A 14,088-nucleotide genomic window follows, 5' to 3' on the forward strand; every position below is an offset into this window, starting at 1 on the left:
CCCGTCTGCGCGGAATGTCCCCCGCGGCGCGGAATGTCCCCGACGGGGCCGGGGTGGGGGCGGTGGTGCCCGGAGGGCCGGCCCCGATCAGCTCGACGAGGCCGCCGCAACGCTCCCTGCGGCGATGATGGCCATCGTCACGGCCTCCACGGCCCGCTGCACCGCACGCCCCACCGGGCTCTCCCCCGCGAGCCCCTTGATCCGGCGCTTGAGCTCTCCGCGGCTGAGACCGGTCTCCTGCTGCGGCAGGACGGTCGATGCGACACCGAGCGCCTGCAGGATCGACAGCAGAGCGACGTCGGAGGCGGTCGGTGGCTGCACCCCGCGCAGGGCGGCGTCGATGCGTGCACGCAGCTGCCGCTCGGGTAGGGGGTCCAGCGTGGGGTAACTAGGGTTCAGTGACCCGAACAGCCCGCCGGTGTGGATGCGCACCACCCCGGCCGCCGCCAAGGACTCGGCGATGTGGCGGGTGGGGTTGAGCTTGCTCCAGCACACCAGGGAGGAGAATCGCTTGCCGTCCTTGGTGGGCAGGATCTCCAGGGCCCGGTCCAGGACGGGGTGCCCGGTCGGCTCGGAGCTGACGATGTAGATGCGGGGGCTGCGCTCCTCGGTCAGGCTGATGCGGCCGGCCAGCAGCAGGTCGGTGAGCAGTGCCCCGGTGAGCCCGTAGGACGAGTGCGCCATGCGGCTCTCCGGCTTGCCGGAATCCTTGGTCAGCAGCAGGAACAGTTCTTCACAGGTCAGCATCGCGTTCATGGATCCAGTACAACGCACCGTCATCGAAATGTGATCCACCCGGGGTGCGAGATCCGGGACCGACCCGGCTCCTCCTCACGGGGGAGGCCTCCACCCGCCCGTCCGACCGGGCTACGGCCGGTCGTTCACCCCGCCCCGCACCCGGCCCCACGCGACCGGGTGCGAGACCGGCGCCGTTCGCGCCCAGCGTGCGATCAGCAGCCGGACGGCGCCCGAAGCTGTCGTACCCCGCGTTTAACCTGGGGTCATGGCTCGCGCGATTCGGCATGACGACTGGCCGGTGGAGCTCACTGATGACCAGATCATCAGTCGGGTCGGCCACCGGGCCTTTGAGCGCGGCCTGGACTACGCGCGCAAGGGGCGGGTGCGGGGCATCAGCGTCGCCGGGGACGGGGACATCATCAGCGCCCAATCCAAGGGCTCGGGCGCGCACACCTACCAGACCATGGTCTTCCGCAAGCAGGGCGCCCGCAGCGCCCCGGCGTCCTGGGCCGGTACCTGCTCGTGCCCGGTGGGCAGCGACTGCAAGCACACGGCCGCCCTGCTCATCGCCGCACGTACCCTGGCGCAGGCCGAGCCTGACGGCGCCGCGGCCCCTTCCGGCGGGCCCGCCCCCTGGGAGAGCCGGCTGGCCGACCTGCTGCAGGTGGAGCGAGCCCCGCGCCGTCGGATGGCCCTGGAGATCATCGACGACCCCGGCGACATGTGGGGCACTCCCGCCGGCCTGTCCATGCTGCCGCTCATCGAGGGCAAACGTGGATGGAACCGGCAGGGCGCCGCCTGGACCCAGATCGTCTCCGGGGGCCTGGACGACGACGTCGACCCCACCGTCATGGGCGTCCTGCGCGAGCTGGCCGGCATGGCCGGCGGCTACGGCTTCTACTACGCCGACGACCGCCTCTCCTTGACGACCGCGCCCGCCCACGTCTGGGACGTGCTGCGCCGCGGGGTGGCGGCCGGCCTGACCCTCACCACCGCCCAGCGCCACGGCATGCCCGTCTACCTCGCCGACGGGCTGCGCGGCGGCATCCACCTCACCCGGGAGGGCGACGGCGACATCGCCATCACCCCCGCCCTGGAGATCGACGACGTCGAGGAGCTGCGCCGCCTCCAGGTCCCCGGACTGCGCCTGAACTTCTCCCTCATGCCGATCGGGGACCCGGTTCACGGCTTCTACACGTGGATGCCTGGGCGCGAGCTGCTCCTCATGCCGCTCGAGCCGCGCCCCACCGAGGCTCTCTCCCGGGTGCTGCGGGGCGACGGCGAGGCCATCACCATCCCGGCCGGGGACGTCGAGCGTTTCGAGACCGAGCATCTTGAGGCCCTCACCCGGGCGCTGCCGGTCCTGTCCGCCGACACCTCCATCCGCATGCCCCGCCCCACGACGCTGCGTGCCGCGCTCGCGGTCCACGTCGATACCGCCGAGCACCACCTGAGCACCGAGTGGTCCATCCGTTACGTCGGGGAGGACGGTGAGGTCCGGAGCAGTCACGGCCTGCCCGACCTGGCCGCGGCGGCCGAGGGCCGCGTTGAGGACAGGACCGCCAGCCGGGACATTGACGGGGAGACCCGCCTGGCCCGCGAGGTCCTCAACCACCTGCTGCCCCTGGCCGGCCGGCACCCGGCCCTCTGGCAGCCCCTGGACCTGCGCGGCATGGACACGGCCCGTTTCATGACTGAGACGCTGCCGGTCCTGCGCGAGCTGGAGGCCTTCGACATCGAGGTCGACGACGACGTCCCCGACTACCGCGAGGCCGAGGCCGCCCCGGTCATCACCACCAGTGTCAGCGATGACGAGGACCGCCCCGACTGGTTCTCCCTGTCCGTGCGCGTCCACGTGGGGCAGGAGGAGATTCCCCTGGCGCTGCTCATGGCGGCCGTGGCTACCGGGGAGCCCGAGGTGCTCCTGGAGTCGGGCACCTGGGTGAGCATCGACCGCCCGGAGATCGAGGCCCTGGCCCGCCTCATGGAGGAGGGCCGCGAGCTGGCCGACCCGCAGGCGCAGGGCGAGCTGCGGGTCAGTGCTCTGCACGCCGGCTACTACGAGGTCCTGGAGTCTCTCGGCGTCATCGAGCGGGCCACGGCCCGCTGGAAGGAGCGGGTCGGGCGGCTGCTGGAGCGGGCGCGCGCCGCCGAGGCCGCGGGTGACCCCTCCGATGGACGGCCTGTCGGAGGCGACGACGCGGGCGGCACCAGTGGGAGGACCGGTGAAGGGACCGGTGGGGCTCCCGTGCCCGAGGGGATGCGGGCGACGTTGCGCCCTTACCAGCTCGAGGGCTACCGGTGGCTGGACTTCCTGCGCCAGGCGGGCCTCGGCGGGGTCCTGGCCGACGACATGGGACTGGGGAAGACTGTCCAGGTGCTCGCCGCCGTCCAGCGCCTCATCGAGCAGCGTGAGGAGACCCAAGGGAGCGAGCCGACCAGCTCCGGCGACCCCGGTGAGCCGGAGGGGACCGGGCCGGTGCTCGTCATCGCGCCGACCTCCGTCGTCGGCTCCTGGGTGGAGCAGGCCGAGCGCTTCTGCCCGGGGCTGCGGGTGCGGGCCGTGAGGCGGACCGCCGCCAAGCGCGAGGAGACTCTGGCGCAGATCGTGGAGGGCTGCGACGTCGTCGTCACCTCCTACACGATCGCGCGCCTGTGCGAGGAGGAGTTCGTCGCCCAGGACTGGGCCTGGGTGGTGTGCGACGAGGCCCAGTTCGTCAAGAACCACACCTCGGCCACCTACAAGGCGGTGCGGCGGCTGCGGTCGCCGTCGACCATCGCGATCACGGGCACGCCGCTGGAGAACTCGCTCATGGACCTGTGGGCGCTCATGAGCATCGCGGCGCCGGGGCTGCTGCCCGACCCGGAGCGCTTCGGGCAGGTCTACCGCAAGCCGATCGACCGTGGGGACGCCGAGGCGCTGGGGCGGCTGCGGCGCCGGATGCGGCCCTTCCTGCTGCGGCGCACCAAGGAGCAGGTGGCCGCGGACCTGCCCGCCAAGACCGAGCAGGTCCTGTCTGTCGAGCTCGGCGCCAAGCACCGCAAGGCCTACGACCAGCGCCTGGCCCGCGAGCGGCAGCGGATCCTCGGGCTGCTGGAGGAGGACACCGCCCAGTCGCGCTTCATCGCGCTCAAGGCGCTGACCACCCTGCGGCAGATGGCGCTCGACCCGGCGCTCGTCGACGGCGAGGACGGGATGGAGCCTGAGGCCGCCGAGAGCGCGGGTGGCGGGGAAGCCGGGGAGGCCGGCGAGGCCGCCGGCGGGACGGGCGGTTCTGGCAGGAAGACGGCCCGTGGCGTGAAAGCCGCGAAGGGCAAGGCTGCTGGCGCCCCCGCCACCGCCGCGGGCCGCAGCGGACCGGGGCGGCGGCCGAGTCCGTCGGCCAAGGTCGAAGTGCTGGTCGAGCACCTGGGGCCGATCCTCTCCGAGGGGCACCGCGCCCTCGTCTTCTCCCAGTTCACGCGCTACCTCTCCGGTGTGCGCGAGCACCTGGAGGCCACCGGTGTGCGAACCGCCTACATGGACGGCTCCACCCCCGACCGGCAGAAGGTCATCGACGCCTTCCGGGCCGGTGAGGCCGACGTCTTCCTCATCTCCCTCAAGGCCGGCGGCTTCGGGCTCACGCTCACCGAGGCCGACTACGTCTTCCTGCTGGACCCGTGGTGGAACCCGCAGGCCGAGGAACAGGCTGTCGACCGCCCCCACCGGATCGGCCAGGACAAGCCGGTCATGGTCTACCGGCTCGTCTCGGCCGACACCATCGAGGAGAAAGTCATGGCCCTCAAGGAGAAGAAGGCCGAGCTCTTCGCTCGGGTCGTCGAGGGGGCCGGTGAGGTCGAGGCCGGTGGCGAGGGTGCTGGTGCCGCCGGTGGTGCGGCTGCTGTGGCGGGCTCGGGCGGACTCAGCCCGGCGGCCCTGACCGCCGCCGAGATCCGCGAGCTCATCGAGGGCTGAGGCGCTCGACGTCGTCGGGCGCCGCCGTGGGCCGGCCGTCCCCAAGCAGCTGCGCTGCGGCCCCTATCTGGTTGCGTCCTGGCGGGGGCCTTCTGCGTGGCTGGGGACATTTTCTTCCGGCCGGGGACGTCTCGCGCATTGGGGGACAGGAATCTGGTCCCCGACGGCGTCGAATGCCCCCGGCCGCAGCGAGGCGCACCTGGCTGCGTGGAATGTCCCCGACGGGGAGTGATGGGGTGGGGCCGGGGCAGTCTGCGGCTATTCCCCTACTCCCCTTGGCCTCCTCCTGTGCTAACTGACCATCACACCATGGGCGCCTGCAGCGGACCCATCCACGCCGATCGGCCAGGGCTCAGGCGGTCCCCGATGCCACAGAGCCGGGACTGCAGGTGGTCTCCACAGGGCTGACAAGCCCCTGAGCGCGGCGGCTTGGGGCGGCCCGATGCTGGTGGGGCGGGCACGGCGCCCGCTGGGGAGCGGCGGTGCGCTGGTCCCCACCGATCAGAGGAGAACCACCATGAGGAGACCCACCCGGACCACCTTGCGTACCCTGCGCACCAGCGTGATGCTGGCCCGCCCGAGTGACGCCTCGACGCTGCCGGCGCTCCTGCGGCGCTTGACGAGCAAGGAGGAGGGCATGGCTACCGCCGAGTACGCCATCGGCACATTGGCGGCCGCGGCCTTCGCCGGCCTGCTGCTGGCGCTCATGCGCTCGGGCAGCCTGAGCGGGGCGTTGCGGTCCATCATCGAGCAGGCGCTCTCGGTGTGATGTGCGCTGTCATCGCAGCAGGTGGGCGCGCTCGCCCCCGAGTGGCCCGGGTACCCGGCGGTGGCCGACGTTGCCGCCCGGGTCCCGCTTCCCGCCGGCCTTCCGGCCGCGCGGAACCGCATCCCTCACCTGGTCGCCGGCCCCGACGAGGCCGCTGGGGCGGCGACCAGGGCGGGTGCACCGGAGGAGGAGAGGAGGGGATGGTGACGGCTGAGACGGCGTTGTCACTGCCTGCCGTCGTCCTCGTCCTGCTGATGGTGCTGGCGGCGGTCAGCGCTGGCGTCACTCAGCTGCGGGTGGCCGACGCTGCCCGCACCGCCACCCGTCAGGCCGCCATCGGCCAGGAGGACTACGCCGGCGCCGCCCAGCGCGTGGCCGGAGGGGTGAGCCTCGGCGTTGAGCAGGGCGAGCTCACCTGCGTCACCGCCGCCCGACCCGTCCCTGGTCCCCTGGGCGGGCTGGGCCTGACGGCGCGCGCCCGCGCCTGCACCTACACCGAACCGAGCAGCCCATGAACCGCCCCGGCTGTGACGAGCGCGGCTCGGGGACCGTCTACGCGCTCGGCGTCATCGCCGTACTGCTGGTTGCGGCAGTCGGCATCGCGGGCCTCATCCAGGCCCAGAGCGCCACCGGCCGGGCCAGGGCCGCCGCCGACCTCGCCGCCATCTCCGGTGCCACGGTCCTGTCCTCTGTCGTCGCCCCGGGCGACCCCTGCGCCATGGCGCAGCGCGTGGCTGCAGCCAATGGCGCCTCGGTGAGCACCTGCTCCGTGGCCGGTGAGGACGTCACCGTCAGCGTCGCCGTCCCGACGACGATCCTCGGCCGACCCCGCCAGGCCACCGCCCAGGCCCGCGCTGGCCCCGTCGACGCCCCGCCCACGCCGTGAACCGGCCCGAGCCCGGGTGTCAACACGAGGCGCCGGAGCTCCCAGGCCTCAGTCCTCGATGGCGACTGTGGCGCCGCCCGCGAACTGGGCCGCGTGGAGGCGCGCGTAGGCGCCGCCGGCCGCGATGAGCTCATCGTGGCTGCCCTGCTCGACGATGTCGCCGTGCTCCATCACCAGGATGGTGTCGGCGTCGCGGATCGTGGACAGGCGGTGAGCGATGATGAAGCTCGTGCGGCCCTCGCGCAGCGCGTTCATCGCCTGCTGGACCAGCAGTTCCGTGCGGGTGTCCACGCTGCTGGTGGCCTCATCGAGGATGAGTACGGCCGGGTTGGCCACGAAGGCCCGCGCGATCGTGAGCAGCTGGCGCTCGCCGGCGGAGATGTTGGCGGCGTCCTCCTCCAGAACCGTGTCGTAGCCCTGCGGCAGGGCCTTGATGATGTGGTCGACGAAGCACGCCCTCGCGGCGGCCTCGACCTCCTCATCACTGGCCCCGGGCCGCCCGTAGCGGATGTTCTCGCGGATCGTGCCGGCGAACAGCCACGGATCCTGCAGGACCATGCCGGTGCGGCGACGCACGTCGTGGCGCGTCATGGTGGCGATGTCGCGTCCGTCGATGAGGATGCGTCCCCCATCGAGCTCGTAGAAGCGCATGAGCAGGTTGACCAGGGTGGTCTTGCCCGCCCCCGTGGGCCCCACGATCGCGACCGTGTGCCCGGGGTCCACCCGCAGCGACAGGTCGCGGATGAGCTCGACCTCCGGACTGTAGGAGAAGCGCACGTGCTCCATCTCGATGATGCCCGGGCCTGCCGGGCTCTTCGGTGAAGCCGCCGTGGCACTGGGGCCGGTCCCCGCGGCCCGGCTGGCACCCGCGGCCTCCCCGGCGGCATCGGCGCCCGCGGTGCCCGCGGTGCCCGCAGTACCTGCGGCACCGGCGCTCCCCGGTGCGACGTCGTCGGGGCGCTCCTCCTCGGCGTCGAGCAGCTCGAAGATCCGCTCGGCGCTCGCGGTCCCGGACTGCACGGCCGTGGCCATGCCGCCGAGCTGGCCCAGGGGCTGGGAGAACTGCTGGGAGTACTGGATGAAGGCCTGCACGTCGCCCAGGCGCAGTGACCCGGAGGCGACCATGGCGCCGCCGACCACCGCGATGGCCACATAGTTGATGTTCCCGATGACCAGCATGATCGGCATCATGATCCCGGAGAGGAACTGGGCGCGCAGCGAGGCCCGGAACAGCTCCTCGTTCTCGGCGGCGAAGGCCTCGCGCACCGAGGCCGTGCGCCCGTAGACCTGCACCAGGGCGTGCCCGGAGAAGGACTCCTCCACTCGGGTGTTGATCTTGCCGGTGCGGGCCCACTGGTGGGTGAAGGCCTTCTGCGAGCGCGGCCCGATCACCCCGAAGACCACGCCCATGAGCGGGAACATGAGGAGTGCCACCAGCGCCAGCTTCCAGGAGATGGAGAACATCATCCCCAGCACGCCCACCACCGTGAGGATCGCGGTCAGGGCGCCGGACAGGGACTGCTGGAGGGTGTTGGTGACGTTGTCGACGTCGTTGGTCAGGCGGCTGAGCAGCTCGCCGCGCTGGACGGTATCGAAGTAGCTCAGCGGCAGGCGGTGGACCTTGTCCTCCACCTGGGCGCGTAGCCGGTAGAGGGCCTTGATCGTGATGCGGTTGATGAGCCAGCCCTGAAGCCAGTTGAGCAGGCCCGAACCCACGTACAGGCCCAGCACCACTGTCAGGATCCGGCCCAGGCGGGTGTAGTCGATGCCCGCGCCGGGAATGACATCCATCGCCGAGAGCATCGTGGCGAAGTCATCCATCCCCCGCGCCCGCAGGGCCTCAATGGCCTGGGCCTTGGTGGTGCCGGCCGGCAGCATCGTGGAGACCACGCCCTCGAAGATGACGTTGGTGGCCTGCCCCAGCACCTTGGGGGCCGCCACCGCCAGCACCACCGTTCCCACGGCGGCCAGGGCCACGATCATCAGGGAGACTCGGTAGGCGCCCAGTAGCCCGACCATCCGCTTGAAGGAGGGCCAGAAGGCCTCGGCCTTGCCCGGAGGCGGACCGTCGTGCCAGTCGCCCGAGGCGGCCTGCGCCTCAGCGGCCAGCTTGAGGTCCTCCTCGCTGAGCTCATCGGGGGCGACGACGGCGCTCGCGGCGGTACTCGCACCGCTCCCGGCCTTCTTGCGGCTGCCCCTGTCGGCGTTCTCGTTGGTGTTCCTACCCATGGGGCTGCTTGTGTTCCTGCTCATGCTGCGGCCTCCGCTCCGAGCTGGGAAGTGACGATCTCGCGGTAGACGGCGCAGGTGGCCAGCAGCTCAGTGTGCGTGCCGCTACCCACCAGGTGGCCGCCGTCCAGGACGAGGATCTGGTCGGCCTCGACGATCGTTGAGACGCGCTGGGCCACGATCACCTTCGTGATGCCGACCGTCGCCGGCCCCATGGCCTCGCGTAGCCGCGCGTCAGTGGATACGTCCAGGGCCGAGAAGGAGTCGTCGAAGATGAGGATGTCAGGTCGGCGCACCAGGGCCCGGGCGATGGCCAGGCGCTGACGCTGACCGCCCGAGACATTCGTGCCGCCCTGGGCGATGGGTGCCTCGAGGCCCCCGTCCATCTTGGAGACGAAGTCCTTGGCCTGGGCGACCTCCAGGGCCTCCCACAGCTCGTCGTCGGTGGCCTCCTCGCGCCCCAGGCGCAGGTTGGAGGCCACGGTCCCGGCGAACAGGAAGGGCTGCTGGGGCACGAGCCCCATCTGGGCCCACAATGCCTCGGGGTCGGCCTCACGCACGTCGGTGCCACCGATGAGCACCTGCCCGCTGCTGGCCTCCAGCAGCCTCGCCAGCAGCCGCACCACCGTGGACTTACCCGACGCCGTCGAGCCGACGATCGCCGTGGTCGTCCCGGGCTGGACCGTGAAGCTCACCTCCGCCAGGACGCGGGCGTCAGCGTCGGGGTAGACGAAGGTGACGCCCCGCATCTCAACCGTCCCGGGAGCCGGGAAGGTGTCGACGGCGTCGGGGGAGGAGGTGATGGTCGGCGGCGTCGCCAGCACCTCGCTGATGCGCTCGGCGCACACGGCGGCGCGCGGGATCATGATCGTCATGAAGCTCGCCATGACGATGCCCATGAGGATCTGCATGAGGTAGGACATGAAGGCGATGAGGGTGCCGACCTCCACGTCGCCGTCGCCGACCTGGTGGCCGCCGAACCAGATGACGCCGACGATCGTCACGTCCAGCACCAGCATCACCAGCGGGAACAGCAGGACGAATAGCTGCCCCACGCGCTCGCCGACCCGGGCTATATCGGTGTTGGCGTCCTCGAAGCGCTCGGTCTCGGCCTCCTCGCGCACGAAGGCGCGGATCACTCGGATGCCGGTGAGCTGCTCGCGCATCACCCGGTTGATGGCGTCGAGCTTGTCCTGGTAGGAGCGGAACAGGGGCAGCATCCGGCTCACGATGAGGCCCACCGCGACCAGTAGGACCGGCACCGACAGCCCGATCAGCCACGACAGGCCCGGGGCGCGCGTAACCGCCATGACGATGCCGCCCACCGCCATGACCGGCGCCGTCACCAGCATCGTGGCGCTCATCATCACCAGCATCTGGACCTGCTGGACGTCATTGGTGTTGCGGGTGATGAGCGAGCCCGCCCCGAAGGCGGAGATCTCCCGCTCGGAGAAGCCGCTGACCCGGTCGAAGACCTCGCCGCGCAGATCCCGGCCCATGCTCATCGCCGCGCGCGCCGCGAGGTAGGTCGCCGCGACCGAACACACGCCCTGGGCCAGGCTCACCCCCAGCATGAACGCGCCCATCCGCCAGATATATCCGGAGTCCCCGGTGGCCACACCCTTGTCGATGATGTCGGCGTTGAGAGTGGGCAGGTACAGGGAGGCCATCACCTGTGCGAACTGAAGCACCAGGACGCACACCAGCAACCCGGTATAGGGGCGCAGGTGCGTGCGCAGCAATCGAAGGAGCATGCTGGCAACGTATCAGCCTCACGGTGCGTGAGGGCGAGCATCTCATGAATATGAGGGAGAGCGTCTTATAAATTTTGGTCATGCCCGCGTAGGGGGGGCGGGCTCACGTCCCGTCAGGTCCGGCGGCTGGATTGACCGTGTCGGACGACGTCGCCGCTGCTTCTGCGAGGTGCGACTCGCCAAGCAGCAGGTCGGAGCTCAGTTGCCTCTGGTCACTGGGGTCGAGGGGGTCTGGGGCGCCGCCTCGAGCAGGAGCCGCAGCAGGACGGCAGCCCCGGCCTTGTCCAGGGGCTCGTTGTTGTTGCCGCACTTGGGCGACTGCACGCAGGAGGGGCAGCCGCTCGCGCAGCCGCAGCCCTCGATGACGGCCAGCGTCGCCTCCAGCCAGTCGCGCCCGGCCCGGTAGCCGCGCTCGGCGAAGCCCGCCCCGCCGGCGTGCCCGTCGTGGACGAAGACCGTGGGCGCCCCCGTCTGCGGGTGCATCGCCGTTGACAGCCCGCCGATGTCCCAGCGGTCGCACGTGGCCAGCAGCGGCAGCATCCCGATGCTCGCGTGCTCGGCCGCGTGCAGGGCCCCGGGCAGGTCGGTGGGCTCCAGGCCCGCCGCCTCGCAGACCTCCTGCGGGATCGTCCACCACACGGCGGCGGTGGGCAGCACGTGCTCGTCCATCTCCAGGGCGTGCTGGGAGACGACCTCGCCGCCCGGCAGCGCCATCCGCTGGTAGCCGGTCACCTGACTGGTGACCTCCACCGAGCCGAAGGACCAGGTGATGGTGCCTGCGCCCGGGGGCTCGGGGACATCACCGGGGGCAGAACTGGCCGGGATGGAGCCGCCGCTGGAACCGTCGCTGGGACCGGCCGGCTCTTCCGGCTCGCGCGCCGACGGCTCACGGCGGTCCTCCGGTGTCGTCTGACCCGGCCGGCCCCAGACCTGCTGCTCGCGCTCGGCGATGATGCGCACGCTCGAGCGCGACCGGGCCCTCGTGCGGTAGCCGACCGCTGCCTTCTGTCGCACGAGGGCGACGTCGTCGGCCAGCTCCTCGACCACGTAGACGCGCCCCTGATGGACGTAGACCGCGCCCTCGTGGACGGTGGAGTCGGCGGCCGCGCCGTCCACCGTGCCGATGACGACGCCCGTGTCGGCCTCCACCACCGGCACCTCGGGCGGCCCGTCGCCGCGCAGGGAGGTCAGGTCCTGGGGCCGCCCGGGCAGGTTCACGTTCCAGAACCAGCCCGTGGGCCGACGCCGCAGTGCGCCCCGACCCTCCAACTCGCGCAGCAGGGCGTCGTCGGACAGGCCGAACAGGGCCAGGTCCGAGGTCCGCAAGGGAGCCTCGGAGGCGGCGGCGCACAGGTGGGGCGCGAGCACGTAGGGGTTGGCCGGGTCGAAGACCGTGGCCTCGGGGGCGGCGAAGACCGCCTCGGGGTGGTGCACCAGGTAGGCGTCCAGCGGGTTGTCGGAGGCGATGAGGACGGCCAGGCCGCGGGTCCCGGCGCGTCCGGCCCGGCCCGCCTGCTGCCCCAGCGAGACGCGCGTGCCCGGCCAGCCGGCGATGAGGACCGCGTCCAGTCCGGTGACGTCGATGCCCAGCTCCAGGGCGTTGGTGGTGGCCAGGGCCCGCAGCCGGCCCGAGCGCAGGTCGGCCTCCAGGGCTCGGCGCTCCTCGGGCAGGTAGCCGCCGCGGTAGGCCGACACCGTGCCGACGAGCTCGGGCAGCGAGAGCCCCAGCGTGTGGCGGGCCCGCTCGGCCACGACCTCCGCCGAGCGACGCGAGCGCACGAACACCAGCGCCCGGGCGCCCACGCTCAGCAGGTCCACGAGCAGCTCGGCGGCCTCGACGACGGCGCTGCGTCGCGCCGAGGGATCCTCACCGGGATCGCCCGAGTCCGGTTCGGTACTGCCGGGTGGGGTTGCGGCTTCCGTCGCGCGCTGCGGGGACGATGCGCAGGGGGTGTCGCCGTTGGTGCGTGCGGGCCGGGGCGCGTCGGGGGAGGAGCCGACGTCCATGGGTGCGCCAGGGTTCGGGGTGCCTGCGGACGCCGGCCCGCCTTCATCGGGGGTCGGCAGCACCCAGGGGTCGCGCAGCGCCGGCTGCCACAGGGCCAGGGTGCGCTCCCCGGCGGGTGCGGCGTCCTCGGTGACGGCCACGACGTCGTCGGGTGCGGCGCCGATGAGTCGGGCCGTGGTGAGGGCCGGCTCGGCCGCCGTCGCCGAGGCGCACAGGACGACCGGCTGCGGGCCGCGTGGGCGCAGTCGCGCCACGAGCCGCAGGAGGCGACGCAGCACGAGGGCGACGTGCGCCCCCAGAATCCCGCGGTAGGCGTGGCACTCGTCGATGACGATGTAGCGCAGTCCCCGCAGGAGGCGGTTCCAGCGCTCGTGGCCCGGCAGCAGCGAGAAGTGGAGGAAGTCGGGGTTGGTCAGGACGACGTCGGCGTGGGCGCGCACCCAGTCTCGCTCGGGCAGGGGAGTGTCGCCGTCGCAGGTGCCGGCGCGCACCGTGCGCAGCGAGCCCGTGGGGGTGCCGGCCTTGCGCTGGACGGCCTCGAGCTCGCCGATGAGCCGGCCCAGGGAGGCGGCCTGGTCGGCGGCGAGCGCCTTAGTGGGGGAGAGGTAGAGGGTGGTGGGGCGCCTGCCGTGGGCGGAGATGCGCGAGTCGGCGCCGGGGGACTGGGCCGCTAGGACGTCGGAGAGCGCCGGCAGCCAGGCGGCCAGGGACTTGCCCGAGCCGGTGCCGGTGGCCAGGACCGTGTGGTGGCCGGCGTGGGCGGACTGCGCGGCGGCGACCTGGTGCGTCCAGGGGCGCTCGACGCCGATGTGGCGGTAGGCGGCCACGAGGTCGGGGTCCGCCCACTCGGGCCAGTCGGCGTGGCGGCCGGGGCGGGCCGGGGTGCGCTGGAGGTGGACGAGCCGGCCGTCGCGCCCGCCGATGGACTCCAGGAGCCCGGTGAGGTCGCGTGCGGTCCCGTCTGCCATGGGAAACAGTGTGCACCACCGGCGGATGGAGGCGTCCGTCGAGTCTCGGCGGTGGGTTGTGGGGTCTTGGTGTCACGTTTGGCGACTTTTAGGCCGTCCATCGGTTGGCGCGCCCGGGCCTGTGTGGCTCTGACCTGCGTGTATGTCCCGGAGCGCGACGGCCAACGGCCAGGTGTGCTCTTGAAAGTCGCCCGCGGTGACACCACTTGCGAAGCGATCCGGCGGCCTATCCTCCGGCTGCCTGTGCTGGGGGCTGAGAGCAAGAAGGCGCTCCCCTGCTACTCGGCAGAGGCTCGCCGGCAGTGAGTGTTGGGGTCTGGGGCTTAGCCGCTAAGGGTTGAGTGGGGGTCTCGGCGGTGCGCTGCGAGGCCTTGGTGTCACGGATGGCGACTTTTGGGGTGTCCGTCGGCTGGAGTGCCTGGGCCTGTGGGGCTCTGACCGGCGCATATGTGCCAGGGTGCGATGTTATTGGCCAGGGGTGTTCTTAAAAGTCGCCGTTTGTGACACCGCTTGTGGAGTGAGCCTGGTGGTCTGAGGTGCGGCCGCGTGTGCTGGGTGTGGGGGTTAGTGGCCTTGGGCTTCTTCTGCGTCGTCGGTGAGGTAGGTGATGACGCGGACCAGGTCGTAGGGGGTGGAGGTCTCGGTGGTGGTGATGGTGCCCTCGATGGGCCGCCACTGGCTCTCGCCGGCGGGGCGGAACCGGGTGGTCCAGGTCGTGGTCAGGGTGGTGGTGACGCCGGTGGCGGTGTGCTGGTAGTGGTGGGTGACCGTCTGGTGGGGG

General features: G+C 71.9%; 8 protein-coding genes and 1 pseudogene. 4 read left to right on the forward strand and 5 right to left on the reverse strand.

Annotation, left to right across the window (positions count from 1 at the left end; all coding sequences use genetic code 11):
* Positions 1–87: 87 nt before the first annotated feature.
* Entirely contained in the window at positions 88–747 is a 660-nt protein-coding gene (locus tag HMPREF3165_RS11730) for a GOLPH3/VPS74 family protein (protein ID WP_070513762.1), read from the reverse strand.
* A 256-nt stretch (positions 748–1,003) separates the two neighbouring features.
* Here HMPREF3165_RS11730 and HMPREF3165_RS11735 point away from each other — a divergent pair, with 256 nt between their 5' ends.
* From HMPREF3165_RS11735 to HMPREF3165_RS11750, 4 genes are all read left to right on the forward strand, one after another.
* On the forward strand, positions 1,004–4,693 hold the full coding sequence (locus HMPREF3165_RS11735) for a DEAD/DEAH box helicase (RefSeq protein ID WP_070513765.1): 3,690 nt from the start codon (positions 1,004–1,006) through the stop codon (positions 4,691–4,693).
* A 517-nt stretch (positions 4,694–5,210) separates the two neighbouring features.
* The gene (locus HMPREF3165_RS11740) at positions 5,211–5,462 is read left to right on the forward strand and encodes a DUF4244 domain-containing protein (RefSeq protein ID WP_083303316.1); all 252 of its coding nucleotides are present in this window, start codon (positions 5,211–5,213) and stop codon (positions 5,460–5,462) included.
* A gap of 200 nt (positions 5,463–5,662) precedes the next feature.
* Complete coding sequence (locus HMPREF3165_RS11745) at positions 5,663–5,977, forward strand: TadE family type IV pilus minor pilin (protein ID WP_070513766.1); 315 nt, start codon at positions 5,663–5,665, stop codon at positions 5,975–5,977.
* Positions 5,974–6,348, forward strand: coding sequence for an Rv3654c family TadE-like protein (locus tag HMPREF3165_RS11750; protein ID WP_070513768.1), 375 nt, complete (start codon positions 5,974–5,976; stop codon positions 6,346–6,348). The genes HMPREF3165_RS11745 and HMPREF3165_RS11750 overlap by 4 nt, the downstream gene beginning before the upstream one ends.
* A 48-nt stretch (positions 6,349–6,396) precedes the next feature.
* On the opposite strand, the gene HMPREF3165_RS11755 is transcribed toward HMPREF3165_RS11750, so the two are convergent.
* The 4 genes and pseudogenes from HMPREF3165_RS11755 to HMPREF3165_RS11770 all read right to left on the reverse strand — a co-directional run.
* A complete protein-coding gene (locus HMPREF3165_RS11755) occupies positions 6,397–8,577 on the reverse strand; it encodes an ABC transporter ATP-binding protein (protein WP_070513770.1) in 2,181 nt (726 codons plus the stop codon).
* A gap of 20 nt (positions 8,578–8,597) precedes the next feature.
* A complete protein-coding gene (locus tag HMPREF3165_RS11760; protein WP_070513772.1) occupies positions 8,598–10,331 on the reverse strand; it encodes an ABC transporter ATP-binding protein in 1,734 nt (577 codons plus the stop codon).
* Between the two features lie 198 nt (positions 10,332–10,529).
* The gene (locus HMPREF3165_RS11765; RefSeq protein WP_070513774.1) at positions 10,530–13,307 is read right to left on the reverse strand and encodes a DEAD/DEAH box helicase; all 2,778 of its coding nucleotides are present in this window, start codon (positions 13,305–13,307) and stop codon (positions 10,530–10,532) included.
* A gap of 564 nt (positions 13,308–13,871) precedes the next feature.
* Positions 13,872–14,088, reverse strand: a pseudogene (locus HMPREF3165_RS11770) (zinc transporter); the annotation flags it as partial.

The organism is Actinomyces sp. HMSC08A09, assembly GCF_001807465.1.
GTDB classification, from domain to species: Bacteria; Actinomycetota; Actinomycetes; order Actinomycetales; family Actinomycetaceae; genus Actinomyces; species Actinomyces oris.

Bases quoted from the DNA above. Each gene is read 5' to 3' on its own strand.
- HMPREF3165_RS11730 (WP_070513762.1), bottom strand. From the start codon at position 747: ATGCTGACCTGTGAAGAACTGTTCCTGCTGCTGACCAAGGATTCCGGC.
- HMPREF3165_RS11765 (WP_070513774.1), bottom strand. From the start codon at position 13,307: ATGGCAGACGGGACCGCACGCGACCTCACCGGGCTCCTGGAGTCCATC.
- HMPREF3165_RS11745 (WP_070513766.1), top strand. From the start codon at position 5,663: ATGGTGACGGCTGAGACGGCGTTGTCACTGCCTGCCGTCGTCCTCGTC.
- HMPREF3165_RS11755 (WP_070513770.1), bottom strand. From the start codon at position 8,577: ATGGGTAGGAACACCAACGAGAACGCCGACAGGGGCAGCCGCAAGAAG.
- HMPREF3165_RS11735 (WP_070513765.1), top strand. From the start codon at position 1,004: ATGGCTCGCGCGATTCGGCATGACGACTGGCCGGTGGAGCTCACTGAT.
- HMPREF3165_RS11750 (WP_070513768.1), top strand. From the start codon at position 5,974: ATGAACCGCCCCGGCTGTGACGAGCGCGGCTCGGGGACCGTCTACGCG.
- HMPREF3165_RS11740 (WP_083303316.1), top strand. From the start codon at position 5,211: ATGAGGAGACCCACCCGGACCACCTTGCGTACCCTGCGCACCAGCGTG.
- HMPREF3165_RS11760 (WP_070513772.1), bottom strand. From the start codon at position 10,331: ATGCTCCTTCGATTGCTGCGCACGCACCTGCGCCCCTATACCGGGTTG.